The organism is Aeromonas sp. FDAARGOS 1411 (assembly GCF_019047125.1).
Taxonomy (GTDB): domain Bacteria; phylum Pseudomonadota; class Gammaproteobacteria; order Enterobacterales; family Aeromonadaceae; genus Aeromonas; species Aeromonas veronii.
In genome coordinates this window covers 666,319-693,171 of the sequence record NZ_CP077214.1, presented here as the reverse complement: position 1 = coordinate 693,171, position 26,853 = coordinate 666,319, and the positions used below count along the sequence as shown (strand labels likewise).

The following is a 26,853-nucleotide window of genomic DNA, read 5'->3' as shown; positions in this document are numbered from 1 at the left end:
TTGTTATTGCTTAATTGTCTGCCGCGCTCAAGCGGCCTTTTTACGGGTCACAAACAGACTCAGCCCCATGGATGCCAGCAGGATCAATGCAACTACGCCCAGTGCAATGCCGGTCGGGATCTTGAAGATATCCAGCAGTAGCATCTTGACCCCGATAAACATCAGGATCAGCGCCAGACCGTATTTGAGCAGGGCGAAGCGATCAGCCACACCGGCCAGCAAGAAGTACATGGCACGCAGACCCATGATGGCGAAGATGTTGGAGGTCAGCACGATGAAGGGATCCGTGGTCACCGCGAAGATGGCCGGGATACTGTCCACCGCAAAGATAAGATCGCTCACCTCCACCAGCACCAGGATCAACAGCAGCGGGGTGGCATAGCGCACACCGTCACGCCAGACGAAGAACTTCTCCCCTTCCAGGGTCTCGGTCACCTTGAAGCGACGGCGCATCCAGCCCAGCAGCGGGTTGTTGGCGAGATCAGGCTCCTTGTCGGCCGCCCACAGCATCTTGGCACCGGTCAGCAGCAGGAAAGCGCCAAACAGATAGAGGATCCAGTGGAACTGCTCGATGAGCCAGCTGCCCGCGAACACCATACCGGCACGCATCACGATGGCACCCAGTACCCCGTACAGCAGCACCCGGCGCTGCAGCTCGGCCGGAATGGCAAAGTAGCCGAACAGCATCAGCCAGACGAAGACGTTGTCTACTGCCAGCGCTTTCTCGATGAGGTAGCCGGTGAGGAACTCCAGCCCTTTCTGGTTGGCAATCTCACGGCCCGCGCTGTGATCCAGCCAGAGCCAAATGGCCAGGTTGAAGAGCAGCGCCACGCTGACCCAGATGAGGGACCAGACACCCGCCTCTGTGAGGGACACCTTGTGTGACTTGCCGCCACCGACAAAGCGTATGTCTATCCATAACAGGACCAGCACTATGCTGAAGAAACCGGTCCACATCCACCATTCACCCATGTTCACTTCTCCCAAAAACGACAAAACCCACGACCGAGAGGCGTGGGTTTGCGTTTGGAGCAGATACACCTTGCCTCTCGGCAAGGTCTCACTTACAGCTGATTTGCATCAACTGCCCGGCTGCCGGGTGCACTGCAGGAAATGGGTGCACCGTAATGACGACAAACCGGCGAGAAGTTACTCCCCTTGTTGCGCGGATAGTAGCAGCGGTAAAAGATAACGCCAAGAGGCATCTTCACTGCCGTCAAAAATAAATTGGGGCCCCATCAAGGAGCCCCGCAAACAGGTTCAACACATCCCCATCAGAGCGGGTCGACCTTGAGGCAGGAGACCGCGTGATCGAAGTTCCCCTCCAGCACGGGGCGGGTCTTGGCACACTCGGGGCCAGCCACCGGGCAGCGGGTGCGGAACACGCAACCGGACGGCGGATTCATCGGCGATGGCAAGTCCCCTTCCAGGATCTGGATCACCTTGTTGCGCTCCAGCTCAGGGTCCGGGATCGGCACAGCAGACATCAGCGCCTTGGTGTAGGGGTGCAGCGGATTGGCAAAGATCTCCTTGCGGGTCCCCAACTCGACGGCGTTGCCCAGATACATCACCAGCACCCGATCGGAGATATGCTTGACCACCGACAGGTCGTGGGCGATGAAGATGAGCGACAGCCCCATCTCCTTTTGCAGGGATTTGAGCAGGTTGACCACCTGTGCCTGGATAGAGACATCAAGCGCTGACACCGGCTCGTCGCAGATGATCATCTTGGGCTCGAGGATCAGCGCCCGGGCAATCCCGATCCGCTGGCACTGGCCGCCTGAGAACTCGTGCGGGTAGCGGTTGACCAGGTTGGGCAACAGACCCACTTTGCTCATCATGGCACGCACCTTCTCTTTCACCTCTTCCCGCGGCAGGTTGGGGTAGAAGGTGATGAGCGGCTCGGCGATGATGTCGCCAATGGTCATGCGCGGGTTCAGAGAAGCCAGCGGATCCTGGAAAATCATCTGGATCTCTTTGCGCTTCTCGCGCAGGGCATTCTGATCGAGCTTGGTGAGATCGTCACCCAGCCACACCACCTTGCCATCGGTGGCCGGTACCAGACCGATGATGGCGCGGGCAAAGGTCGATTTGCCGCAACCAGACTCCCCCACCACACCGAGGGTTTCCCCCTCATAGAGACGCAAGGTCACCCCATCGACCGCCTTGAGGTCGGACGGTTTGGCCCAGGGCCACGCCTTGCCACTCTTGATACTGAAGTGGACCTTGAGGTCAGACACTTCCAACAGCAATTTTTTGTCGGCACCCATTTAGTTGGCCCCCTTGTTCATGGCATCCGAAACCCAGTGGCAAGCACGCTCCCGACCGTCGTTGAAGGGGGTCAGGATCGGTGACTGTTGGCCGCAAATTTCGCTCACACGGTGGCAACGCTCCTGGAAGGGGCAGCCGGTGGGCAGACGCAGCAGGTTGGGCGGATTGCCCGGGATGGTGGGCAGCACTTCCCCTTCGGTATCGAGACGAGGAATGGCGCGCAGCAGGCCTTCGGTGTAGGGGTGGCTCGGGCGATAGAAGATATCGTCTACCTTGCCGTACTCCATGGTACGACCGGCATACATCACCAGCACCTTGTTGCAGATACCGGCGACCACGCCAAGGTCATGGGTGATCATGATGATGGCGGTGTTGAACTCGCGCTTGAGCTCATTCATCAGAGTCATGATCTGGGCCTGTACGGTCACGTCGAGTGCGGTAGTCGGTTCGTCGGCGATCAGCAGTTGCGGCCGGCAGAGCAGTGCCATGGCGATCATCACCCGCTGACGCATGCCGCCGGAGAACTCGTGGGGATACATCCCCATCCGCTTGCGCGCTTCGGGAATTTTCACCGCATCGAGCATCCGCACCGACTCTTCGAACGCTTCCGCCTTGCTAACGCCCTTATGCAACATCAGCACTTCCATCAGCTGATCCTGCACCTTCATGTAGGGGTTGAGCGAGGTCATGGGGTCCTGGAAGATCATGGCGATCTTCTCGGAGCGGATCTTGTTGAGCTTGGACTCCGGCAGGTTGAGGATCTCTTCGCCCTGAAACTTGGCGGAACCGGTAATAATGCCGTTCTTGGCCAGCAGCCCCATGATGGCAAAGGCCGTCTGGGATTTACCGGAGCCGGACTCGCCGACGATCCCCAGGGTTTCACCCGCAGAGAGAGAAAAATTGAGGTCGTTGACCGCCACCACATTGCCATCCGGGGTCTTGAACTCGACCCGCAGATCTTTCACATCCAGTAACTTCATATAAAAACTCCTTATCGATCTTTCGTGATGCTTTCCTGTCGACCCGATGCTCGATTAACGATCTTTCGGATCGAGGGCGTCACGCAGACCATCCCCGAGGAAGTTGAAGCAAAACAGGGTCACCACCATAAAACCGGCGGGGAACAGCAGTTGCCAGATGGCCACTTCCATCGACTTGGAGCCTTCATCCAGCAGGGCACCCCAGCTGGTCATCGGTTCCTGAACCCCAAGGCCCAGGAAACTCAGGAAGGATTCAAACATGATCATCCCCGGCACCAGCAAGGTGGCGTAAACGGCCACGATACCGAGTACGTTCGGTACGATGTGACGGGTGATGATCTTCCACTTGGAGACGCCACAGACGTGGGCCGCCTCGATAAACTCCTTGCTCTTGAGGCTGAGAGTCTGGCCGCGCACGATACGCGCCATGTCGAGCCAGCTCACCGCCCCGATAGCGATAAAGATGAGTGCCAGATTGCGGCCAAAGAAGGTGACCAGCATGATGACAAAGAACATGAAGGGGAAGGCGTTGAGGATCTCCAGTACCCGCATCATCAGGCTGTCGACCCGCCCGCCGATAAAGCCGGAGGCCGCGCCATACAGGGTGCCGATGATGACCGCCACCATGGCGCCCATGATGCCGACCATCAGGGAAATCCGGCCACCCAGCAGAGTGCGCACGAACAGATCGCGCCCCAGGCTGTCGGTACCGAAGTAGTGACCCGCTTCCATATCGGGCGGCGACTGCATGGCGCCCCAGTCCGGATCGTCAAAGGTGTATTGGGACAAATGGGGGCCAAAGATGACCGCCAGACCGATGATGGTCAGAATGATCAGGCTGGTCAGGGCCGCCTTGTTGCGCAGGAAACGGCGACGGGCATCCTTCCACAGGGAGCGTCCCTCCACCACTTCCACTTTTTGCGCGAACGCCTCGACGGCATCGCGTTTTTCAGTTGAAACAACCATGATGAACTCCCGAATTAGTAACGGATCTTGGGATCGATAAAGGCGTAGAGAATATCGACCACAGCGTTAAAGGTGATGGTGAGGGCGCCGACCAGAATGGTCAGACCGAGCACCATGGAGTAATCACGGTTAAGGGCACCATTGACGAACAGCTGACCGATCCCCGGCAGACCGAAGATGGTCTCGATCACCACGGAACCGGTGATGATGCCGACAAAGGCCGGGCCCAGATAGGAGACCACCGGCAGCATGGCCGGACGCAGCGCGTGTTTCAGGATGATGTGGCGCAGCGGCAAGCCCTTGGCACGGGCGGTACGGATGAAGTTGGAGTTCATGGTCTCGATCATGCTGCCCCGCATGATCCGCGAGATGGCAGAGATGTAGTACATCATCATGCCGAACACCGGCAGCACCATAAACTGGATGCCACCCCCCTGCCATCCACCGGCAGGGAACCAACCCAGATGAATACTGAAAAACAGCACCAGCAAGGGCGCCAGCACAAAGCCCGGGATCACCACCCCGGCCATAGCCGACGACATCAGCAGATAATCGATGATGGTGTTCTGTTTCAGTGCCGCTATGGTGCCGAAGGTGACCCCCAGCAACACGGCGAAGAAGAAGGCCGTAGTCCCGATCTTGGCGGATACAGGCAACGCCTGGCTCACCAGATCATTGACGGTGAAATCCTTGTATTTGAAAGAGGGGCCCAAATCACCCTGCACCAAGTTGCCCAGGTAGGTGAGATATTGCATGCCAATGGGTTTGTCGAGCCCGTATTTGGCCTCAATGTTGGCGATGACTTCGGGGGGCAGTGAACGCTCGCTGGTAAAGGGGTTACCGGGGGCGAAACGCATCATGAAGAAAGAGACGGTGATCAAGACCAGCAGAGTCGGGATCGCTTCCAATAGCCGTTTAAAAATGAATTTCAACATAGACATTTCCTGTCCTGTACTGCTTCCAAATGGTCGCGGTTGTAATAAAGGCCCGCCGTCCGGCGGGCCCTGCTTGTTATGCGACTTGTTGCTTTAAATCAGTGAGCAATGATGTACATATCTTTGCTGTAGAGGTTATCCAGCGGGTTGGCCGGGTAGCCGCCTACATAGGGTTTGACCATACGGGCAGTCACGTACTGGTAGATGGGGGCGATCGGCATGTCCTTGGCCAGGATCTCTTCAGCCTGGACGTAGAGCTTGTTACGGGCCGCCACATCAACCTGATCACGGGACGAATCCATCAGCTTGTCGAACTCCGGATTGGAGTACTTGCCGTCGTTGTTGCCGTGGGTGGTCTGCATCAGATCCAGCATGGAGGAGGCTTCGTTGTAGTCGGCGATCCAGCCGGCACGACCTACGTCAAACTGACCCTGTTTCTTGGTTTCTAGGTAAGTTTTCCACTCCTGGTTGACCAGGCTCACCTGCACCCCCAGCTTCTTCCACATGGAAGCCACAGCCACAGCCACTTTCTTGTGGTTGTCGTCGGTGTTGTAGAGCAGCTCGAACTTCAGCGGCTTGCTGGCATCGAAACCGGCCTCTTGCAGCAGCGCCTTGGCCTTGGCATCACGCTCGGCCTGGGTCATCTTCGACCACTCGGGCGCTACCGGCTTGAAGCCATCGACGAAGTCCGGCACCAGGGTGTAACCGGGCGTCTGACCCTGCCCCATCACCTTGTCGGCGATCACGTCGCGATCGATGGCATAGGAGAGCGCAGTACGGACGCGCACATCGTCAAACGGCTTCTTCTTGACGTTGTACTGGTAGTAGTAAGTACCAACATAACCGGTCACTTTCAGCTCGTCCGGCTTCTCTTTCTTCATCTGCTTGAAGCGCTCGATGGGCATCTGATAGGTGATGTCCACTTCGCCCGCCAGATAGCGGCTCAGGTCAGCGTTGGTAGACTGGATGGGCAGATAGACCACCTTGTTGATGACGGTCTTGCCATCGTTCCAGTAGTGCTTGTTGCGCTCCACTTCGACGCGCTCGTTCACCACCCAGTTCTTCAGGGTATAGGCACCGTTGGATACCATATTTTCCGGCTGGGTCCACTTGTCACCGAACTTCTCGATCACCTTCTTCGGTACCGGATAGGTGGTGGTGTGGGAGAGCATGCTGACGAAGTAAGGGATCGCTTTCTCGAGCTGCACTTCGAAGGTGTAGTCGTCGGTCGCCTTCACGCCCAGCGTATCAGCGGGTTTCTTGCCAGCGATAATATCGGTGGCGTTGGCGATAGTCGGGATCTCCAGATACCAGGAGTAAGGAGAGGCGGTTTTCGGATCAACGGCACGCTGGAAAGCAAAAACGAAATCGTGGGCAGTGACCGGGTCACCGTTGGACCACTTGGCATCTTTGCGCAGGTGGAAGACGTAGTGCTTGTTATCCTTGGTTTCCCAGGATTCAGCCACAGCCGGGAGAATTTCCCCTTTCGGGCCGGATGCAACGAGACCCTCGAACAGGTCGCGCAGGATATTGGATTCGACCGTTCCTTCGGTCTTGTGCGGGTCAAGGGTCGCAGGCTCGGAGCCGTTGCCTTTTACCAGTTGCTGGACTTCAGCCAGCTTGGTTCCCGCCGGAACATCGGCAGCCTGAGCCACATTGACGCCACCAAACAGTGCAGCCACCAGCAATGTGTTAATCATTGTTTTTTTATGAGTCATTTCCCTACTCCAACAAGAACATTCCATGCGTTTTTTAAAGTGACGGGGTTAAAACCCGCTCCCAGCATAATTCCCTGCCAATTCCGATAATGCAACAGATATTGTCAGGGTAATCGTCATTTTCTGGTCAAAAAAAACAGCTAAGGTGCGCTTTTTCAGTATTAAAACACCGGCAAGGCGCTCATTTTTCACACAAACGACCGATTCTAGAAAAGACCGGGCAAAAAGCAACCAATAAAAAGCCGGTCACGAGGACCGGCTTTCATAAAGCTGAGCTGGCTCACATCAAACTGGGGAAAACCCCCTTGATACCGGCCACCATGATCTCGATACCCAGCGACATCATGATAAGACCCATGATACGGGTCACCACGTTGATGCCGGTGTTGCCCATGATCTTGAACAGCAGCGGCGCGGCGCGGAAGATGAGCCAGGAGCAGAAAGAGAAGACCACGACAACCACAGACATACCGAGCAGCTGCTGCCAGTGGCTCTGGCTGGCATAGACAATCACCGAGGAGATGGCACCTGGGCCCGCCATCAGCGGCAGCGCCAGCGGTACCACGGCGATAGACTCGCGCACCGCCAGTTCACCCTTCTCCTGTTTGTTGTGCTTCACCTCGCCCAGCTTGCCCTGCAGCATCGACCAGGCAATCAGGGTAATCAGCGACCCACCGGCGATCCGGAACGACGCCAGCGAGATGCCAAACCCATCGAGGATCAGCTGCCCCATATACATGGAGACCAGCAGGATCACCATCACCGCGATATTGGCGGTGGTATTGGTTTTCATCCGCTCGGCCTGGGTATGGTGGCTGGTCAGACTGACAAACACCGGCAACAAACCAAGCGGGTTGATAATTGCGAACAAACCGACAAAAAACTTCAGATACAACGAGACGTCAATTGCTGCCATAGGCGCCTTCCAATAGAGTTTCGGGCCCAGCGGGCCAGTCCATTAATTTCGTGCGTAAATTTACATCATAGCCAGAGTGGGTACCAATCAAATAATCTCACCATTTTGAGGGTTTTTTAGTTAGTTCATCTAATGCATCCGCGCTAACTGGCATAAACCGATGCCAAAAGCCCTTTCTACCGCCCGACACGCGCCAGAAAAGTGAGCGCAAGCCTGCTTAATCATGACCAGAGAGTCCGACGATGACTGACCGAATGACCAAGCGACTCGAGAGAATCCAAGCTTTGCCTTCCTACTATTTCAGGCCAGACATCACTTCATTGACTCGGCAAGAGAGCCACAATGCAAAAACCGGGAAAGCGGGCAGAAATGGCCCCCTCGGGGAATAAAGCGGATTAGTCATGGATTAAAACAACAATCATTTTTGCAACAAACGCTGGAATAAAGTGCGTTTGTCGGTGATTTTGAAACCGATTCACTCATATTTACTAACCTATACCGCCAAAATAGCTCTGCAATCCTATGTTCGATTGCAATTAACCACTTGATAAATGTGGTTTATTACCCTGCGTTAACAAGCCTCTCACCTTTCCCTTTGATGCACATTCCGATAACATCAGTCAAACAAGGATTGTGAAATAAAATTTCTTTTGTTCTTTTGTTACACATGATCCAGATCAAGTTTTTCTGAGTCAGCCCCGCTCTATAATCGACTCAGAAAGCGATTTAGTAAGGCATGTGAAAAAGCTGTTGCAACGATACCGTCTTGACAGGGCGACTATAATTGCCGGGCATTGCCAACGTCTTACTAAACAGTTTTCAAATAATCAGGAGATAAACATGGCAGTAACCAATTTGGCTGAACTGGATGCACTGGTCGCCCGCGTTAAGGAAGCCCAGCGTGAATTCGCCAGCTTCTCTCAAGAGCAGGTAGACAAGATCTTCCGTGCCGCCGCCCTGGCCGCCAACAACGCCCGTATCCCTCTGGCCCAGATGGCCGTGGAAGAATCCGGTATGGGTATCATCGAAGACAAGGTTATCAAGAACCACTTCGCCTCCGAATACATCTACAACAAGTACAAAGATGAGAAGACCTGCGGCATTCTGAGCGAAGATGATCAGATGGGTACCATCACCATCGCCGAGCCGGTAGGTATCATCTGTGGTATCGTTCCGACCACCAACCCGACCTCCACTGCGATCTTCAAATCCATGATCGCGCTCAAGACCCGCAACGCCATCATCTTCTCCCCGCACCCCCGTGCCAAGAACTCCACCAATACCGCTGCCAAGCTGGTACTGGATGCCGCTGTTGCCGCTGGTGCGCCGAAAGACATCATCGGCTGGATCGACCAACCGTCTGTTGAGCTCTCCAACGCCCTGATGAAGCACGACGACATCAACCTGATCCTGGCCACCGGTGGCCCGGGCATGGTGAAAGCAGCCTACTCCTCCGGTAAGCCTGCTATCGGTGTGGGTGCCGGTAACGTACCTATCGTTATCGACGAAACTGCCGACGTGAAGCGTGCGGTTGCCTCCATCCTGATGTCCAAGACTTTCGATAACGGCGTGGTCTGTGCTTCCGAGCAGGCGGTCATCGTTGTTGATGCCATCTACGACCAAGTTAAAGAGCGCTTTGCATCCCACAAGGGCCACGTGCTCTCCAAAGAAGATGCTGACAAGGTACGTAAAGTCATCCTGATCAACGGTGCCCTGAACGCCAACATCGTTGGCCAACCAGCCACCAAGATTGCCGAGATGGCAGGCGTGACTGTACCGGCTGATACCAAGATCCTGATCGGTGAAGGCGTCAAGCTGTGTGCAGAAGATGAGTTTGCTCACGAGAAATTGTCCCCGCTGCTCGGTATGTTCCGTGCTAGCAGCTTCGAAAACGCCGTTGATATGGCCTGTGACATGGTCAACATCGGTGGTATCGGCCACACCTCCGGTCTGTACACCGACCAGGACCGCAACGCTGACCGCATCAAGTACTTCGGCGACAAGATGAAGACCGCGCGTATCCTGATCAACACTCCGTCTACCCAAGGCGGTATCGGTGACCTGTACAACTTCGCAATGGCTCCGTCCCTGACCCTGGGTTGCGGCTCCTGGAGCGGTAACTCCATCTCCGAAAACGTGGGTCCGAAGCACCTGATCAACAAGAAGACAGTCGCAAAACGGGCAGAAAACATGCTGTGGCACAAACTTCCGAAATCCATCTACTTCCGTCGTGGTTCCCTGCCGATCGCTCTGAGCGACCTGGAAGGTAAAAAGCGTGCCATGGTCGTAACTGACCGCTTCCTGTTCAACAACGGCTACGCCGATGAACTGGTCAGCCTGCTGAAAGCACAGAATATGGAAGTGGAAGTGTTCTACGAAGTAGAAGCTGACCCGACCCTGGCTGTGGTTCGCAAGGGTGCCGAGATGGCCAACTCCTTCAAACCGGACGTTATCCTGGCGCTGGGCGGTGGTTCACCGATGGATGCGGCCAAGATCATGTGGGTGATGTACGAGCACCCGAACACTGCGTTCGAAGATCTGGCCATGCGCTTCATGGACATCCGCAAGCGTATCTACAAGTTCCCGAAAATGGGCGTGAAGGCCGAACTGGTCTGTATCACCACCACTTCCGGTACCGGCTCTGAAGTCACTCCGTTTGCGGTAGTAACCGATGAAGTGTCTGGTCAGAAGTATCCGCTGGCTGACTACGAGCTGACCCCAAACATGGCCATCGTTGATGCCAACCTGGTCATGGGTATGCCGAAGTCCCTGTGTGCCTTCGGTGGTATCGATGCCGTGACTCACGCCATGGAAGCCTATGTTTCCGTACTGGCTAACGAGTACTCCGACGGCCAGGCACTGCAAGCCCTGAAAATGCTGAAAGAGTACCTGCCGTCCAGCTACCAGAACGGTGCCAACGACCCGATCGCTCGTGAGAAGGTGCACAATGCTGCCACCATCGCCGGTATCGCGTTCGCCAACGCCTTCCTGGGTGTGTGCCACTCCATGGCTCACAAACTGGGTGCCGAGTTCCACATTCCGCACGGTCTGGCTAACGCCCTGCTGATCAGCAACGTCATCCGCTACAACGCGAACGACAACCCGACCAAGCAGACTGCGTTCTCCCAGTACGACCGCCCGCAGGCTCGTCGTCGTTACGCCGAAGTCGCTGACCACCTGGGTCTGACTGCTGCCGGTGACCGCACCGCCGCCAAGATCGAGAAGCTGCTGACCTGGCTGGACGAGCTGAAGGCGACCCTGGGTATCCCGGCCTCTATCCGCGAAGCTGGCGTGACTGAAGCTGACTTCCTGGCCAAGGTTGACCAGCTGGCTATCGAAGCTTTCGATGACCAGTGCACCGGCGCCAACCCGCGCTACCCGCTGATCAGCGAGCTGAAGCAGGTTCTGCTGGACTCCTACTACGGTCGTCCGTTCACCGAAGCCGCTCCGGTAACTGCTGCCCCGGTTGAAGCCAAGGTTGAAGGCAAGAAGAAATCCAAGGCCTGATAACCAGTCCTGAGATAACAAGCCCGCGCACTGCGCGGGCTTTTTTTATCTGCCTGTCCCGTCCTGAATATGGTTTACACCTTTCCTCCCAATAAATGGAGAACCCGATGGGACAAGGTGTGAAACGGACACAGCGCGATTACTCGCTGACTTTTAAACTGGCACTGGTCGAGCAGATTGAAAAAGGCGAGCTCACCTATAAACAGGCTCAGGTGCGTTATGGCATTCAGGGCCGCTCCACCGTTCTGGTATGGTTGCGTAAACATGGTCGGCAAGATTGGAGCCAGGGGGCTTCTGTACGCGCCGGCAGGAGCATCACCATGCCTGACCCCGACAACCAGACGCCCGAACAGCGCATCAAGGAACTCGAGCAGCAGTTGGCGCTGATGAGTCAGAAGGCCCGGTTCTTTGAGGCCGTCGTCGATGTACTGAAGAATGACTACGGCGTCTCCATCGTAAAAAAGCGACCCGGCAAGTCCTCTCGCAGCGGCAAGTCGAGAGGCTGACCATGGTCAGGGCTTGCCTGTTTCTGGGGATAAGCCGGCAGGCTTACTACAAGCGCAATCGGGTCGCCGACGAGCGCCATGCACAGGGATTGCAAGTGGTGCGTTTTGTGCGTCAGGTTCGACTGCGACAACCTCGGGTGGGCACTCGCAAGCTGCATTATCTGCTGCAGGGTCAGGAGGATGGCGGGCTCAAGGTCGGGCGGGACAGGCTGTTTCAGATATTGGCCGAGCACCGCCTGCTGGTGCACCCCAGACGGGCGTATCACAAGACCACCCACAGTTTTCACCGTTTCTACCGTCATCCCAACTTGCTCAAGGCGGGGCCAGAGCAGGTCATGCCGGTGGCCCCGGAGCAGGTCTGGGTCGCTGATATCACCTATCTGCCAGCCAGGAGCGGGCCGCTGTACCTGAGCCTGGTGACGGATGCGTACTCACGCAAGATAGTGGGCCATCATGTGCACCAAGGGATGCACGCCAAGTCGGTGGCGATGGCGTTCAAGAAAGCGCTGAAGCAACGGCGTGGCGGCGGTGAACTCATCCATCACTCGGACCGCGGCGTGCAGTATTGCTCGGGGCTGTATCAGTCACTACATGAACGGTACGGGGTGAAATGCTCGATGACGGATGGGTATGACTGTTACCAGAATGCGTTGGCGGAGCGGGTGAACGGGATTTTGAAAGGAGAGTTGTTGTTGCAAAGCCCGCAGGATTTGATGCAAGCGCGGGAAATGGTGCGTGAAGCGGTGGATATTTACAACGCGGAGCGGCCGCATCATGCGTTGAAATACAGAACCCCCGATGCGGTACATAGGGGGTTCTGAGTAGAGAAATGCTAGTTGAAAATGTGTAAACCTATTTCAGGACTAGACAGCCACTTATCACAGAGCTCCTCTCTCCACCCGATTGCGGTAGTGCAGCCCCTAACGTCCCAACCAACCAACCAACCAACCAACCAACCAACCAACCAACCAACCAACCAACCAACCAACCAACCAACCAACCAACCAACCAACCAACTCGCCCCAGCCAATCCGTTATCGACATCCCAACCTGTCACTCTGTATTGATGGCCCCCTCTGATAACAAGAGCACGCTCCATCACCTCCCATCCCCTACCCGCAACGCAATTACCCTGACGGGCAGATGTGAGCAGTCAACGCCATCTCAAGAGCTAAAGGTGTGATAAACAGGATAATCGGAGCCTCGCTAACGCAATGCAGCAGAACTGCGACTGGCATACGTGCAGGGCCAACCGACTGGCAGGGACAGATCAATGATAATGCGCGGAGAAAGCGGGAAAGACTGTCAGTAAAGAGAGTTGTTGCACCGGTTGTGCAACCGACACATCAGCAGTTGCCACGATGCAAAGATAAAAAAATGGCAGCCATCAGGCTGCCATCGGGAGAGCACGATTAAGCAATCAGAGGGTCGCAGCGACTTCATCGGAGATGGAGCCGTTGTGATACACCTCTTGCACGTCGTCCAGATCTTCCAGCATGTCGATCAGACGCATCAGCTTGGGTGCAGTCTCTGCATCCAGCTCCGCTTCGGTGGAGGGGATCATGGTCACTTCGGCGCTCTGGGCCTTGAAGCCGGCAGCTTCCAGACCATCCAGCACGGTACCGAAGTCGTTCGGGGTGGTGTACACCTCGATGGTGCCATCCTCTTCAGTGACCACGTCATCGGCGCCCGCTTCCAGCGCGGCATCCATCAGGGCATCTTCGTCTACGCCCACGAAGGTCAGCAGACCTTTCTTGCTGAACAGATAGGCTACGGAGCCGTCAGTACCCAGGTTGCCACCACACTTGCTGAAGGCGTGGCGCACTTCGGCTACGGTACGGTTACGGTTGTCGGTCAGGCACTCTACCATCACGGCAGAGCCAGCCGGGCCGTAACCTTCGTACACGATAGTCTCGAGCTGTTCGCCATCGCCACCACCGGCGCCACGCTGAATGGCACGATTGATGGTGTCGCGGGTCATGTTGTTGGTCAGGGCGGCAGTCACCGCAGCACGCAGACGCGGGTTGTTGGCGGGATCGGCATCACCCAGACGCGCGGAGGTAGTGATTTCGCGGATCAGTTTGGTGAAGATCTTGCCACGCTTGGCGTCCTGAGCGGCCTTGCGGTGTTTGATGTTGGCCCATTTACTGTGACCTGCCATAGAGACTCTCCGTTATTTTTTAAATGTCAGTAACACTGATCATGACTAACCCAAGGGAAACACAGAGGCCGCACGGCGGCGGCCTCCGGTGCCGGTATCGGCTTACTCGTCGCCCTTGACGGTGGTTGCAATCGCCAGCTCACCCAGTTGGGCGGCGTTGGCAAGGCTGGGGGCGTCTGTCATCAGACAGGCGGCCGCGGTCGTTTTCGGGAAGGCAATGACGTCCCGAATGTTTTCAGTGCCGGTCAGCAGCATGCTGAGACGGTCCAGACCGAAGGCCAGACCGGCGTGCGGCGGGGTACCGTACTTCAGGGCATCCAGCAGGAAGCCGAACTTCAGGCGCTGCTCGGCCGGGGTGATACCCAGGATGTCGAACACGGTGGATTGCATCTCGCTGTTGTGGATACGGACAGAGCCGCCACCCACTTCGTAGCCGTTGATCACCATGTCGTAGGCGTTGGCGTAAGCACCCACAGGGTTGGCTTTCAGCTCGGTCGGGCTCATGTTGCTCGGCGCGGTGAACGGGTGGTGCATGGCGGCCAGACCACCTTCACCATCTTCCTCGAACATCGGGAAGTCGATGACCCACAGCGGTTTCCAGCTGTTCTCCAGCAGGCCCAGATCGCGACCCACTTTCAGACGCAGGGCGCCCATAGCATCGCAGACCACTTTCTTGCTGTCAGCGCCAAAGAAGATGATGTCGCCGTCGGCTGCGCCGGTACGAGCCAGAATCTCGCGCACGATGGCGTCAGAGAGGAACTTGGCAACCGGAGACTGCACGCCTTCGATACCATTGGCCGCTTCGTTGACCTTCATCCAGGCCAGGCCCTTGGCACCGTAGATGCCGACAAACTTGGTGTATTCGTCGATCTGCTTGCGAGAGAGCTCGGCACCGCCCGGGACTTTCAGGGCAGCCACACGGCCTTTCGGATCGTTGGCGGGGCCCGCGAACACGGCGAACTCGACAGCAGTCAGCAGATCAGCCACATCAACCAGCTCCATTGGCAGACGCAGGTCCGGTTTGTCGGAGCCGTAGCGACGCATGGCTTCGTCGAAGGTCATGATCGGGAAGTCGCCCAGATCCACGTTCAGGATGTGCAGCCACAGTTTGCGGATCATCTCTTCCATCACTTCACGCACCTGCGGCGCGGTCATGAAGGAGGTCTCCACGTCGATCTGGGTGAATTCCGGCTGGCGGTCTGCACGCAGGTCTTCGTCACGGAAGCACTTGACGATCTGGTAGTAGCGATCGAAGCCGGACATCATCAGCAACTGCTTGAACAGCTGGGGGGATTGCGGCAGAGCGTAGAATTTGCCCTTGTGCACGCGGCTCGGCACCAGATAGTCACGGGCACCTTCCGGGGTGGCCTTGGTCAGCATCGGGGTCTCGATATCGAGGAAGCCGTGCTCGTCCATGAAGCGGCGTACGAAGGCGCTGGCCTTGGCACGGGTCTTCAGGTACTTGGCCATCTCGGGACGACGCAGATCCAGGTAGCGATACTTGAGGCTGATCTCTTCGCTGTTGACCTGATTGAAGTCCAGCGGCAGCGGCTCGGCACGGTTGATGATGTTGAGTTCGTGGGCGAACACTTCGATGGCGCCAGTGGCCATGTCGCTGTTGCGCTGGGACTCGGGACGGGTACGCACCACGCCGGTCACCTGGATGCAGAACTCGCCGCGCAGCTCGGAGGCCAGGGCGAACGCGTCCGGCTTGTCCGGATCGAAGAACACCTGAACGATCCCTTCCCGGTCGCGCATATCGATAAAGATCAGACCGCCGAGATCACGACGACGATGAACCCAACCGCACAATGTAATGGTCTGCCCTGCATGGGCCTCATTGACCTGTCCGCAATAGATAGAGCGCATGGACTTCTTCCTTCGAAATTGTAGAGAGACGGTTAACCTTGGGCCGCCGGGCACGACTGGCAAGCACCGTCTGTCTCACAGCTGGCCAGATTCTTTTTCTTACCCGGTTTGAAATCAGTCTCGTACCATCCGGTTCCCTTGAGCCGGAAGCCTGCCGCCGATATCAGCTTGACCAGATTCGGCTTGCTACAGGCCGGACAGTCGGTCAGGGGGGCATCGGAAAGCTTTTGCAGTTTTGCCAATTCATGGCCACAGACGTCGCAACGATATTCGTAGATAGGCATGGGTCACAAGAAATTGAAAAACAAAAGGGCTGGCATTATAGAGGAAAACCCCCTTTTGGGTAAAATGGCCAGCAGCCTCCTTTCGCCAGTTTTTTGCACTCGATGGCAAAAAGCGGGCAAAAAATCGGCACGAATGCACCAAGAGCGAAGAGAATAGCCATCATGAGCCTCTATTTGGGCCTGCCGCAGTGGTCCCACCCCAGCTGGCCCGGCCAGTTGCTGGGCCTTGGCGCCAAGCCTGCCGAACACCTCGCCCACTACGCGACCGTCTTCAACTCGGTGGAGGGTAACACCACCTTCTACGCCCTGCCGACACCGGACACGGTAAAGCGCTGGGCCGATGCGGTGCCCGATCACTTTCGTTTCAACTTCAAATTTCCGCAAACCATCAGCCACCAAAGCGATCTGGTGAGCGCAGACAAACAAGTCGCCGACTTTATTCGCCTGCTCGCCCCGCTGCACGACAAGCTGGGGCTGCTCACTCTGCAGTTGCCCGCCCGTTTCGGGCCACAGGGGCTGGCCAGACTGGCGGCCTTCATCGATCGGCTGCCGCGGGAGTTTCGCTACGCCATTGAAGTGCGTCACCCTGAGTTCTTCGCCAAGGGGGAGGCCGAGCGGGCATTGAACCGGCTGCTGATGGAACAGGGAGTGAACCGGGTGATGCTCGACAGCCGGCCACTCTTCTCGGTGCCAGCAACCACGCCAGCCCTTGTCGATGCCCAGGGCAAGAAGCCACGCCTGCCGGTGCATCTGCTGGCCACCGCCAACGCCCCCATGGTCCGCTTTATCGGCCTGCCGGATCCGGCGGCCAATCACCCCTTCCTGCCCAGCTGGCTCCCCCACTGGCGCCAGTGGCTTTCCGAGGACAAGGATCTCTACCTCTATATACATACTGCCGACAACGCCCAGGCACCTGAGCTGGCCCGCCAGATCACCCGCTTGCTGGAGCAGGAGATGGCCCCCTGGCCGGGGGAAAACGATCGCGCACGGCAGGGAGTGCTGCGCTTTTAGCCAACCCATTCTGCGGCCATCGTTTCGCTGTAAAAAAAGTACTTTTTTGTGGCGTGGCAAGCCCTGGCGTCAAGACAAACGGCCATCAATCCTCTACACTACCGCCCCAAGTAAGGGTTCGGAACATGGCCCGTACGAACAGGACAGGTCCAAAGGATTTCATGACCAGCCACCCCGTTCGTAAACAGGTGATAAATCTACTCTGATGGGTGTCACCCAACGACTCAATTGAACAATACAGCCGGGTGATGTCCCGACTGTCAGGTTGCGCCAGCATGCATACCAAAGATCAAATTTTTGCCGCCCCGATCGCCCGATTGGGTGACTTCTGTTTTGACGAACAGGTCGTCGACGTGTTTCCCGATATGATCCAGCGCTCGGTGCCGGGTTACAGCAACATCATCTCTGCCATCGGCATGATGGCCGCCCGCTACGCCCAACCCGAGAGCCGACTCTATGATCTCGGCTGCTCACTGGGCGCCGCGACCCAGGCGATGCGTCGCCATGTCAGCCAGCCCGGCTGCCGCATCACCGCGGTGGATCTCTCCCATCCGATGATCGAGCGCGCCCGCGCCCACCTCTCCGGTTTCAAATCCGAGGTGCCGGTGGAGCTGGTGGAGGCGGATATCTGCGACATCGAGATCGAGAACGCCTCCGTGGTGGTGCTCAACTTCACCCTGCAATTTGTCGAACCAGAGAAACGGGCCACCCTGATCCAGCGCATTCACGATGGGCTGCGCCCGGGCGGGATCCTGATCTTGAGCGAAAAGTTCCGCTTCGAAGATGAACCGGTCAACGAGCTGCTCATCGATCTGCATCTCGACTTCAAGCGGGCCAATGGCTACAGCGAGCTGGAGATCAGTCAGAAACGCACTGCCCTTGAGAACGTGATGCGCACCGACAGCCTGCCGGTGCATCAGGCCCGTCTGCGGGATGCCGGTTTCGTCCATCAGGATCTCTGGTTCCAGTGTTTCAACTTCGGCTCCATGATTGCCATCAAATCCAGCGACGCCCAGCCATGATCGACTTTGCCAATTTCTATCAACTGATTGCCAAAAACCGGCTGAGCCACTGGCTGCATACCCTGCCCGCCCAGCTGCACGCCTGGCAACATGACAACCAGCATGGCGACCTGCCGCGCTGGAATCGCGCCCTCAACAAGCTGCCGCAGGTGGCTCCCGGCAACATCGAGCTGAAAAGCCGGGTCGAGATTGGCTCGGCCGAGAGCCTTGGCGAAGGTGAACGCAAGAAGGTCGAGAGCCTGCTGCGCCACTTTATGCCCTGGCGCAAGGGGCCGTTCACCGTGCACGGCATCCATATCGACACCGAGTGGCGCTCTGACTGGAAGTGGGATCGGGTGCTGCCCCATATCAGCCCGCTCGAAGGGCGTTACGTGCTGGATGTGGGTTGCGGCAGCGGCTACCACCTCTGGCGTATGGTGGGTGAAGGGGCCAAGCTGGCGGTCGGCATCGATCCGAGTCCGCTGTTTCTCTGCCAGTTCGAGGCCATTCGCCACTTCGCGGGCAATGATCAGCGCGCCCACCTGTTGCCGCTCGGCATTCAGGAGCTGCCGGAGCTGCGTGCTTTTGACACCGTCTTCTCCATGGGGGTGCTCTATCACCGCAAATCCCCCATCGAGCACATCGAGCAGCTGCGCAATCAATTGAAAGATGATGGCGAGCTGGTGCTGGAGACGCTGGTGATTGATGGCGGGGTCAACGACGTGCTGATGCCCACCGACCGTTACGGCAAGATGCGCAACGTCTGGTTTATTCCCTCAAGCCGCGCCCTCAAGCTGTGGGTCGAGCGCTGCGGCTTCACCGACGTGCGGATAGTAGACGAGAATATGACCAGCACCGACGAACAGCGTCGTACCGACTGGATGATTAATGAATCCCTGAGTGACTATCTGGATCCAGACAATCCGGCACTCACGGTAGAAGGACACCCGGCGCCGAAACGTGCCGTACTGATTGCCCGCAAGGCCAAAGACTAGCCGGTGGCGCTTGTGGAAGTTACACTGACCCAATTCCAGGAAGCACAGTTAAATGAATGACATGAAAAGCAAATTAAAAGGAATGACCCTGCTCTCCCTGCTTAGTCTCGGCGGGTGTGTCAATATGGAAAAAGCGCCTCAGGTCCCTGCTCTGACGCTGGCCGAGCTTCGTAGCGAGCTGAGCCAGAGCGAGCAGCGCCTGCAAACATCCATGGAACAGCAACAGAAGCAGTATGTGCAGCAACAGCACCTGCTGGTTCAGCTCAACACAGATGTCACCAATATGAAAGAGTCCGTCAAGCAAGTAGACCACAAGCTCGCCACCCTCCCCTCCGAGCCGCCCAAGCCGATGGCCATCCCCACCGAGAAGTGCCCGGCCCCCAATCAGGGTCACACCATCGATGGCAAGCTGATGGTCGGTGAAGCCGAGTGGATCTGGGTTGATGCGGCCAACGACGCCTTCCAGGCGCGGGTCGATACCGGTGCGACCACCTCCTCCATCAGTGCGCAGGAGATCACCATTTTCGAGCGCAACGGCAAAAACTGGGTGCGCTTCTTCCTGAGCCATCAGGAAGTGGACGACAAGATCCAGATCGAAGCGCCGCTGGTACGTCATGTACGGGTGCGTCAGGCCTCTGCCGACGATCTGGACCGCCGTCCGGTAGTGCGTCTGGCCGTGCGCATTGGCGACATGACCGAGAAAGCCGAATTTACCCTGAAAGACCGTAGCGACATGACCTTCCCTGTGCTGCTGGGTCGCGAATTTTTGAAAGACATCGCCGTGGTTGATGTGGCCCGCGAATATATCCAACCCAAACCCAAGCTCAAGGATGTGAAATAATCCATGGTTTCCCGTAAGCCGTTCTATTTGCTGGTAGCCCTGCTGTACATTGTCGGCCTGGGGATGACGATCTATCACCATATCGCGTTGGATGTGCCGCTGACGCCTGGTGAAAAGCGCCAGATCTGGTCCATCGAAGCCAAGCTGGAGTTTGAGGCGACCGGTGAGCCGGTGATCGCCTCTCTGGCCATTCCGGGCACCCAGCCCGGTTTCACCCTGATGAACGAGAACGCCGCCAGCCCCGGCTACGGCCTCTCCTTCGTCGAGAAAGATGGCGATGCCCGCGCCGAGTGGTCCATCCGCACCGCCTCTGGCCGTCAGGAGCTCTACTACCGCGTCGACATGATGGCGGATGCCCATGCCAAACCGGCCGCCAATCCGCAGCCGCCTGCCATCGAGAAGCAGATCGAGAGTGAGCCTTATGCCACCGCGATGAAGCAGATCCTCGAGCGGGCCCAGGAGCGCTCTGCCGACGGCTACACCCTGACTCGCGAGATCATCAAGGAGATCGAGAAGCAGGAGCAGAACGCCGAGCTGCTGAAAAAGCACAAGAGCCGCGCCAACCTGATTGCCGAGCTGCTCAACAATGCTGACGTCCCCACCCGCGTGGTGCATGCCCTGAATCTGGAAGATGGCCGCCGTCGTCAGGAGCTGGTGGATTACCTGCAGGTATTCAACAGCCCGACCGACTACAAGCTGTTCAACCCGCAAACCGGTGAACAGGGCCGTCCGGCCAACCTGCTGCTGTGGGAATACAACTCCGGCGCTCTGCTGGACGTGACCGGTGGTCACAACTCCCGTGTCAGCTTCTCGATGATCGAGCAGGAGCAGCCGGTCAGCGTTGCTCTGGCCCAGAAGTTCGAAAAATCAGAGATGATGAACTTCTCCATCCACAGCCTGCCGCTGGAAGAGCAGACCCTGTTCAAGGGCTTGCTGCTGATCCCGATCGGCGTGCTGATGGTGGTGTTCCTTCGGGTGCTGGTGGGGATCAAGACCTCAGGTACCTTTATGCCGGTGCTGATCGCGGTCGCCTTTATCCAGACCTCGCTGGTCACCGGTCTCATCGGCTTCCTGCTGATCGTCGGCACCGGTCTCATCATTCGCTCCTATCTGTCTCGGCTTAACCTGCTGCTGGTCGCCCGAATATCGGCCATCATCATCATGGTTATCTCGATGATCGGTATCTTCTCCGCGTTCGCCTTCAAGCTGGGGCTGACCGACGGTATGAAGATCACCTTCTTCCCGATGATCATTCTCTCCTGGACCATCGAACGGATGTCCATCCTGTGGGAAGAAGAGGGCCCGAAAGAGGTGTTCCGCCAGGGCGGCGGCTCTCTGCTGGTTGCCGTCATCGCCTATCTAGCCATGGATAACGAGCTTATTCGTCACCTCACCTTCAACTTCCTCGGCCTGCAGCTGGTGCTGATGGCGACCGTGCTGTTGATGGGTAACTACACCGGCTACAAGCTGAGCGAACTGAAGCGCTTCAAGCCGCTGGTGGACGAGATGAAATCTGGCGTCACCCCGGGTAAGGACAAGTAACCGATGTGGTTCTGGGAAAAATACACCACCCCGTGGAGCCTGTCCCAATCAGGCATCCTCGGCATGAACAAGCGCAACCACTCCTACATCAGCCGCTACAATCCGCGCAGCCTCTATCCGCTGGTGGATGACAAGCTGCAGACCAAGCAAATTGCGCTGGATGCAGGGGTCACCGTGCCTGAGCTGATCGGTACCATCCGTGCCCAGCACGATGTGGGTCGCATCACCGAGCTGGTAAAAGATTGGCCGGGCTTCTGCATCAAGCCGGCTCGTGGCTCGGGCGGCAAGGGTATCCTGGTGATCCTGCGTCAGGAAGATGGCCTCTTCTACAAGCCCAACGGCAGCGCCTCTACCGGTCAGGATCTGGAGCGCCATGTCTCCAACATTCTGGCGGGGCTCTATTCCCTCGGCGGCAAGCCCGACGTGGCTCTGGTCGAAGGCCTCATCAACTTTGATGATGTGTTCGACGGCTACTCCTTTGAAGGGGTACCCGATGCCCGGGTCATCATCTTCAAGGGGTTCCCGGTGATGGCGATGATGCGCCTCTCCACCGCCGCCTCCGACGGCAAGGCGAATCTGCACCAGGGCGCTGTGGGGGTGGGTCTGTGCCTGCGTACCGGTCGTGCCCTGCGGGCAGTGCAGTTTGGCAATCCGCTGCGCCACCATCCGGATACCGGCCTCGACCTCTATGAGCTCAAGGTGCCCCACTGGGATACCCTGCTCACCCTCGCCGCCTCCTGCTATGAGATGTCGGGTCTGGGTTACATTGGTACCGACATGGTGCTGGACAAGTTCCGCGGCCCCATGCTGCTGGAGCTCAACGCCCGTCCCGGTCTTGCCATCCAGATCGCCAACGGTCGCGGCCTGGTGCCCAATCTCAAGACTATCGAGAAGCTGGGCCAGGTGAAGATGAATGTGGAGCAGCGGGTCAATTTCGCCAAGGATCACTTCGGGATCTTTGAGGAATAACTTCTTCGCTTGTGAACTAAGCGCGCCTGTGGCGCGCTTTTTTTATGGCAATTGTCTGTCGGCATATCCCCCCACCCAGCCATTCGGATCAGCACCTCATTTCGAAACGACGAGTACGCCAGCAAACGGCTGCTTGGAATAGCGATGGAACGATGGAACGATGGAACGATGGAACGATGGAACGATGGAACGATGGAACGAGAAGAGTGTGGCTATGTCAGGGGATGGATAAATCTCAGGTATAAAAAAACCGGCGCCAAGACGCCGGTTCTTCAAGGAGAGTGCGACCCGATTACAGGGAGTCAGCATTCTCGGACAGGTACTTGGCAACGCCGTCCGGAGAGGCTTGCATACCTTTTTTGCCTTTTTCCCACTGAGCCGGGCACACTTCGCCGTGCTCTTCGTGGAATTGCAGGGCATCGACCATGCGCAGCATCTCGTCGATGTTGCGGCCCAGCGGCAGATCGTTGACAACCTGGTGACGAACGACACCGTTCTTGTCGATCAGGAAGGAGCCACGGAACGCCACGCCGGCTTCCGGATGCTCAACGTCATAGGCTTTGCAGATTTCGTGTTTCACGTCGGCGATCAGCGGGTACTTGACCTGACCGATACCGCCATCTTCCACTTTGGTGTTGCGCCATGCGTTGTGGGAGAACTGGGAATCGATGGAAACACCAATCACTTCCACGCCACGCTTCTGGAACTCTTCATAACGGTGATCGAAGGCAATCAGCTCGGACGGGCAGACGAAGGTGAAATCGAGCGGATAAAAGAAGACAACGGCAGCTTTGCCTTTGATGTGGGATGACAGGTTGAATGAATCAACGATCTCGCCATTACCCAGAACAGCTGCGGCGGTAAAATCGGGTGCGGGACGGCCTACCAATACCATATTCAATTCCTCTTTATGTGAAGTGAACAATCCGGTGAGGATTGGGCTACCTAGAGCCAAGTCCATCTAATTCAAGCGACAAACTATAGACCCGGTGGTAGATTAGTTAAATCAAATTAAATAGATAGCATTAATCGGGTTTTTCTATGCAACGTTGGCCCAGCCTCAAACAGCTGCAATATCTGGTCGCTCTCGATGAGCACAAGAACTTCAACCGCGCCGCCAAGGCCTGTCATGTCAGCCAGTCGACCCTGAGTACCGGGATCCAGACGCTGGAGGACATGATGAACCTGCAACTGGTGGAGCGGGACCACAAGAGCTTCATTATGACCCCGGTCGGCATGGAAATCGTCGAGCGCGCTCGCAATTTGCTCTCCGATGCGCGGGATCTCATGGAGCTCGGGCAACATCAGGGTGGCGTGATGCAGGGGACGGTACGTCTTGGCTGCATTCCCACCATCGCCCCCTTCCTGCTCAGCAAGCTGCTGAAAGAGTGCAGCAAAACCTATCCTGACCTCGAATTGTTGCTGCGTGAAGACACCACCAGCAATCTGCTCAAGCAGCTGGAACAGGGTCAGCTCGACTTGCTGATCCTTGCCCTGCCCATCGAGATCGGGGGATTTCACTGCAAGACCGTCGGCCAAGATCCGTTCCACATGGTGATGCCCGCCAGCATGGCGGCCGGTCTGCATACCCCGTTCGACTACAAGGAGCTGCCCAACCAGAGCATCTTCCTGCTGGAGCGGGAGCACTGCCTCACCGAGCACGCAGTGAGCGCCTGTCGCCTGCGGGACAAGAGCAAGATCAACCCGTTCGCCGCCACCAGCCTGCACACCCTGGTACAGATGGTGGAAGCGGGTCTCGGCACCACCTTCCTGCCGCAGATGGCCATCGATGCCGGCATTCTTGCCAACTCCGATCTGGTGGCCATCCCGCTGCCGGGAGAGACCTCCTATCGCGAGATTGGGCTGGTCTGGCGCCCCAGCACCACCCGGGTACAGACCTTCTACAAACTGGCCGAGCTGCTTAAACCGCTGATCAGCCACAACGAGTGACAACAAACGCCAGCCCTCCCGCGGGTTGGCGTTTTTCAGTTCACCGCCACATTTTTCCTCTCGGAGACTAGGTCTGGAGCCAGATCCCTGTTTATGATGGAAAAGTTGTCGCGTGCCCTCCTGCCCCCAGAACGATTTGGCAGGATATGGCGTTCGATAAATGTATCGTTTGCTAGACCCGTCCGTGGAGAGAGCCCGATGTATCGCAAGCTGCTGCTATCCCTGCTGACTCTGCTGCTGGCCGCCTGTTCCAGCACGCCGGAGCCGCCTCCGCCCCCCCGGCAGAGCAGTGCCTTTGATGGCTTCTACCAACAGTGGCGCGGTGTTCCCTACCGCATGGGCGGCGCCAGCCGCGCCGGGCTAGACTGCTCCGCCTTCACCCAGCTCGCCTACAGTCAGGTGCTGGGCTTCAACCTGCCAAGAACCACCGAATCTCAGGCCAGCATTGGCAAACCGGTGGATCGCTACCGGCTGCAACACGGGGATCTGGTCTTCTTCAAAACCGGCTGGCAACAGTACCATGTGGGGGTCTACACAGGTGCCGGCGAGTTTATTCACGCCTCCACCAGCAAGGGAGTGATCCGCTCCCGCCTCGACAACGTCTACTGGAACAGTCGCTACTGGCAGGCACGTCGGGTGACCCAGTAGCCGCTCAAACGCCTGCTTGCGGCACAAGTTGCGTGCCGATACTCTCCGTCAATCCCTGTCGCTATGTCGGGACACACAACCGGCGCTTATAACTCAATTGGCCCCAAAGCCTGCATATCACACCATTTTGTGATAAGGTGGTGGCCAATTTTTAACACTTTCGCCTTTTTCTCATACGCTCTCTGTCCTGATTGACAACAAGCGAGGCGATAACAAGCAGCGCGCGGCGAAAGTGGAGTGTGGCGCAACACTGCCGGACGGGTGGCCCACCGCTGCAGTATCAAGGGTTAAATAGATAAGGAGATCGTGCAATGAAACAGTATCAAAGCTGGCTGGGGCAATACCTGATGAGTCGCCGTGACGGTGACCACGCCATGGCATGCGAGATGGCGAGTTCCATCTGCGAGTTCTGGCAGCAGCAGGGTGATGAAAACGAACTGGACAAGTGGCAGCAGATTTATCAGAACCATCTGGAAAAGACCACCTGATCCCGACCGTTGCCTTGCTGCCAGCCACCCGGTGTTGGCAGCAAGGCCACTCGCGACCAACCACCATCAGCCAACCCCTCTCCCCCAATTTTCCCGCTACGTTAAACCGCTACCTTCGTTCACTCGCTCTTTACCATCTTCATGTTGCTCTTGCGCACCGGCCTCTGTTCATTCCATCTCGGCAGCCATTTCCTGCGCCCAGTCGATAAAGGCCTGGATCTTGGGACACGCCCGATTGGGCAGGGTCGCCATGTAATAACGCTGCTCGCACTTGACCTCCAAGCCGGGGAAAGGAGCCACCAGTTCGTTGCGTGCCAACCGCTTGCTCACCAGATTCTTGCGCCCCATGGCGATCCCGGCGTGATTCATGGCGGCGATGATGGCGAGATCCGAGCGATCAAAACCCATGCTCAGCTGGCATGCCTCGAGGCTAACCCCGGCATGGCGAGCCCAGCTGCTCCATTCGTCGGTATCCGAGTCAAATCCCCATGCCTGCCGATCATGAAGCAGACGGCACAAAGACAAGTTGGCGGGATTACCGACAAGCCCGTGCTGCTCGGCATATTCCGGGCTGCAGACCGGCAGCATGAACTCATCCATCAGCGGGTGGATGGCAAGCCGCTCCGGGCTCTTCTCATCGAAATAGAGGGTCAAATCGATGCCATAACCATGCAGGTTGATGTTCTCGTTACCGGTGATGATATTGAGCTCGATCTGCGGATGCAGGCGGGAGAAATCCGCCAACCTGGGCACCAGCCAGCACTGGGCGATGGAGGGACGCGAATAGATGGTCAGGGTACCGGAGAGCTCCTGATTCTTGATCTCCAGGATCTCCTGATTGATGAACTCCAGCGAGGATTTGAGCGCCCAGAACACCCGCTGCCCATCCGTCGTCAGTACCACCTTGCGGTGAAAACGCTCAAAGAGCTTGAACCCCAGCTCCTCTTCCAGTGCGCTGATCCGGTGACTCACGGCACTGGGACTCAGCGACAATTCATCAGCTGCCATGGCAAAGGATCCGTGGCGGGCGGCCGCCTCGAAGGTATGCAGCTTGGCCAACTGGTAGCCGCTCAGCAGCTTGTTGCGCGATATGTAATTATCCCCGTTATACATTCATTCCCCTCTTCGCAATGGCCGCCGATGATACACCCACAGGCCACCTGCAGGATGAAACCAAATGACCCAAAGAGTGTGATTTCGATAAATTGTGACCAATGTAGCGCCTTTGCATCACCTCATCTCATCCAAGTGGTCGATTTCATCATTTGTCAGCCCCGCCTCATTTTCATTCAATA

24 protein-coding genes and 1 pseudogene are annotated in these 26,853 nt (G+C 57.2%); 13 read left to right on the top strand and 12 right to left on the bottom strand.

Annotated features, from left to right (window positions below; all coding sequences use genetic code 11):
- Positions 1-27 precede the first annotated feature (27 nt).
- The 7 genes from I6L41_RS03075 to I6L41_RS03045 all read right to left on the bottom strand — a co-directional run bounded on the left by I6L41_RS03075 (position 28) and on the right by I6L41_RS03045 (position 7,786).
- Entirely contained in the window at positions 28-972 is a 945-nt protein-coding gene (locus tag I6L41_RS03075) for a TerC family protein (RefSeq protein ID WP_216961914.1), read from the bottom strand.
- Between the two features lie 302 nt (positions 973-1,274).
- Positions 1,275-2,270, bottom strand: a complete 996-nt coding sequence (gene oppF, locus I6L41_RS03070; RefSeq protein ID WP_005337666.1) for a murein tripeptide/oligopeptide ABC transporter ATP binding protein OppF — start codon at positions 2,268-2,270, stop codon at positions 1,275-1,277.
- Positions 2,271-3,251: an ABC transporter ATP-binding protein gene (locus I6L41_RS03065; RefSeq protein WP_005337668.1), complete on the bottom strand. Its 981-nt coding sequence runs from the start codon at positions 3,249-3,251 to the stop codon at positions 2,271-2,273.
- A 54-nt stretch (positions 3,252-3,305) separates the two neighbouring features.
- Positions 3,306-4,217: an oligopeptide ABC transporter permease OppC gene (gene oppC / locus I6L41_RS03060; RefSeq protein WP_139407229.1), complete on the bottom strand. Its 912-nt coding sequence runs from the start codon at positions 4,215-4,217 to the stop codon at positions 3,306-3,308.
- 14 nt (positions 4,218-4,231) lie between these two features.
- The gene (gene oppB / locus I6L41_RS03055) at positions 4,232-5,152 is read right to left on the bottom strand and encodes an oligopeptide ABC transporter permease OppB (RefSeq protein ID WP_005337672.1); all 921 of its coding nucleotides are present in this window, start codon (positions 5,150-5,152) and stop codon (positions 4,232-4,234) included.
- A 98-nt stretch (positions 5,153-5,250) separates the two neighbouring features.
- Entirely contained in the window at positions 5,251-6,870 is a 1,620-nt protein-coding gene (locus I6L41_RS03050; RefSeq protein WP_216961912.1) for an ABC transporter substrate-binding protein, read from the bottom strand.
- Positions 6,871-7,150: 280 nt separating this feature from the next.
- Positions 7,151-7,786, bottom strand: a complete 636-nt coding sequence (locus I6L41_RS03045; protein ID WP_005337678.1) for a YchE family NAAT transporter — start codon at positions 7,784-7,786, stop codon at positions 7,151-7,153.
- An 840-nt stretch (positions 7,787-8,626) separates the two neighbouring features.
- Between I6L41_RS03045 and adhE the strand changes: the two genes are divergently transcribed.
- The 4 genes and pseudogenes from adhE to I6L41_RS20860 form a co-directional block, all read left to right on the top strand.
- Entirely contained in the window at positions 8,627-11,293 is a 2,667-nt protein-coding gene (gene adhE / locus I6L41_RS03040; protein WP_106844015.1) for a bifunctional acetaldehyde-CoA/alcohol dehydrogenase, read from the top strand.
- 107 nt (positions 11,294-11,400) lie between these two features.
- Positions 11,401-12,620, top strand: a protein-coding gene (locus tag I6L41_RS03035) for an IS3 family transposase (RefSeq protein ID WP_216961908.1) whose coding sequence is annotated in 2 segments (ribosomal slippage) — positions 11,401-11,749 and positions 11,749-12,620 — 1,221 coding nt in all. Because the reading frame shifts where the segments join, the coding sequence is not laid out codon by codon here.
- Between the two features lie 21 nt (positions 12,621-12,641).
- A complete protein-coding gene (locus I6L41_RS20865; protein WP_367947676.1) occupies positions 12,642-12,866 on the top strand; it encodes a PT domain-containing protein in 225 nt (74 codons plus the stop codon).
- Positions 12,770-12,982: pseudogene (locus I6L41_RS20860) on the top strand (PT domain-containing protein); the annotation flags it as partial. The gene I6L41_RS20865 and the pseudogene I6L41_RS20860, both read left to right, overlap by 97 nt.
- 237 nt (positions 12,983-13,219) lie before the next feature.
- On the opposite strand, the gene I6L41_RS03025 reads toward I6L41_RS20860, so the two are convergent.
- From I6L41_RS03025 to I6L41_RS03015, 3 genes are all read right to left on the bottom strand, one after another.
- Positions 13,220-13,960: a YebC/PmpR family DNA-binding transcriptional regulator gene (locus I6L41_RS03025; RefSeq protein ID WP_005337681.1), complete on the bottom strand. Its 741-nt coding sequence runs from the start codon at positions 13,958-13,960 to the stop codon at positions 13,220-13,222.
- Between the two features lie 102 nt (positions 13,961-14,062).
- Positions 14,063-15,829, bottom strand: coding sequence for an aspartate--tRNA ligase (aspS, locus tag I6L41_RS03020; protein ID WP_129503677.1), 1,767 nt, complete (start codon positions 15,827-15,829; stop codon positions 14,063-14,065).
- Positions 15,830-15,861: 32 nt separating this feature from the next.
- A complete protein-coding gene (locus tag I6L41_RS03015) occupies positions 15,862-16,113 on the bottom strand; it encodes an FmdB family zinc ribbon protein (RefSeq protein ID WP_005337686.1) in 252 nt (83 codons plus the stop codon).
- Positions 16,114-16,275: 162 nt separating this feature from the next.
- Between I6L41_RS03015 and I6L41_RS03010 the strand changes: the two genes are divergently transcribed.
- From I6L41_RS03010 to I6L41_RS02985, 6 genes are all read left to right on the top strand, one after another.
- Positions 16,276-17,124: a DUF72 domain-containing protein gene (locus tag I6L41_RS03010; protein WP_216961905.1), complete on the top strand. Its 849-nt coding sequence runs from the start codon at positions 16,276-16,278 to the stop codon at positions 17,122-17,124.
- Between the two features lie 275 nt (positions 17,125-17,399).
- The gene (cmoA, locus tag I6L41_RS03005; RefSeq protein WP_201904247.1) at positions 17,400-18,146 is read left to right on the top strand and encodes a carboxy-S-adenosyl-L-methionine synthase CmoA; all 747 of its coding nucleotides are present in this window, start codon (positions 17,400-17,402) and stop codon (positions 18,144-18,146) included.
- On the top strand, positions 18,143-19,120 hold the full coding sequence (gene cmoB / locus I6L41_RS03000) for a tRNA 5-methoxyuridine(34)/uridine 5-oxyacetic acid(34) synthase CmoB (RefSeq protein WP_042083906.1): 978 nt from the start codon (positions 18,143-18,145) through the stop codon (positions 19,118-19,120). The genes cmoA and cmoB overlap by 4 nt, the downstream gene beginning before the upstream one ends.
- 52 nt (positions 19,121-19,172) lie before the next feature.
- The gene (locus I6L41_RS02995; RefSeq protein WP_005337698.1) at positions 19,173-19,961 is read left to right on the top strand and encodes an ATP-dependent zinc protease; all 789 of its coding nucleotides are present in this window, start codon (positions 19,173-19,175) and stop codon (positions 19,959-19,961) included.
- Positions 19,962-19,964: 3 nt separating this feature from the next.
- Positions 19,965-21,503, top strand: coding sequence for an inactive transglutaminase family protein (locus I6L41_RS02990; protein ID WP_005337699.1), 1,539 nt, complete (start codon positions 19,965-19,967; stop codon positions 21,501-21,503).
- Between the two features lie 3 nt (positions 21,504-21,506).
- Positions 21,507-22,472 carry an alpha-L-glutamate ligase-like protein gene (locus I6L41_RS02985; RefSeq protein ID WP_005353164.1) on the top strand — a complete coding sequence of 322 codons (966 nt, stop codon included), beginning with the start codon at positions 21,507-21,509 and terminating at the stop codon, positions 22,470-22,472.
- 292 nt (positions 22,473-22,764) lie between these two features.
- Here I6L41_RS02985 and I6L41_RS02980 read toward each other — a convergent pair whose 3' ends face one another.
- The gene (locus tag I6L41_RS02980) at positions 22,765-23,367 is read right to left on the bottom strand and encodes a peroxiredoxin C (protein ID WP_005337701.1); all 603 of its coding nucleotides are present in this window, start codon (positions 23,365-23,367) and stop codon (positions 22,765-22,767) included.
- A 146-nt stretch (positions 23,368-23,513) separates the two neighbouring features.
- Between I6L41_RS02980 and I6L41_RS02975 the strand changes: the two genes are divergently transcribed.
- The 3 genes from I6L41_RS02975 (at position 23,514) to I6L41_RS02965 (ending at position 25,558) form a co-directional block, all read left to right on the top strand.
- Entirely contained in the window at positions 23,514-24,422 is a 909-nt protein-coding gene (locus I6L41_RS02975) for a hydrogen peroxide-inducible genes activator (RefSeq protein WP_005337702.1), read from the top strand.
- 198 nt (positions 24,423-24,620) lie between these two features.
- Positions 24,621-25,070: a C40 family peptidase gene (locus I6L41_RS02970; protein ID WP_042083908.1), complete on the top strand. Its 450-nt coding sequence runs from the start codon at positions 24,621-24,623 to the stop codon at positions 25,068-25,070.
- Between the two features lie 311 nt (positions 25,071-25,381).
- On the top strand, positions 25,382-25,558 hold the full coding sequence (locus tag I6L41_RS02965; protein ID WP_005337704.1) for a hypothetical protein: 177 nt from the start codon (positions 25,382-25,384) through the stop codon (positions 25,556-25,558).
- A 168-nt stretch (positions 25,559-25,726) separates the two neighbouring features.
- Here I6L41_RS02965 and dsdC read toward each other — a convergent pair whose 3' ends face one another.
- Positions 25,727-26,671: a DNA-binding transcriptional regulator DsdC gene (gene dsdC, locus I6L41_RS02960; RefSeq protein WP_216961902.1), complete on the bottom strand. Its 945-nt coding sequence runs from the start codon at positions 26,669-26,671 to the stop codon at positions 25,727-25,729.
- Between the last annotated feature and the right edge of the window lie 182 nt (positions 26,672-26,853).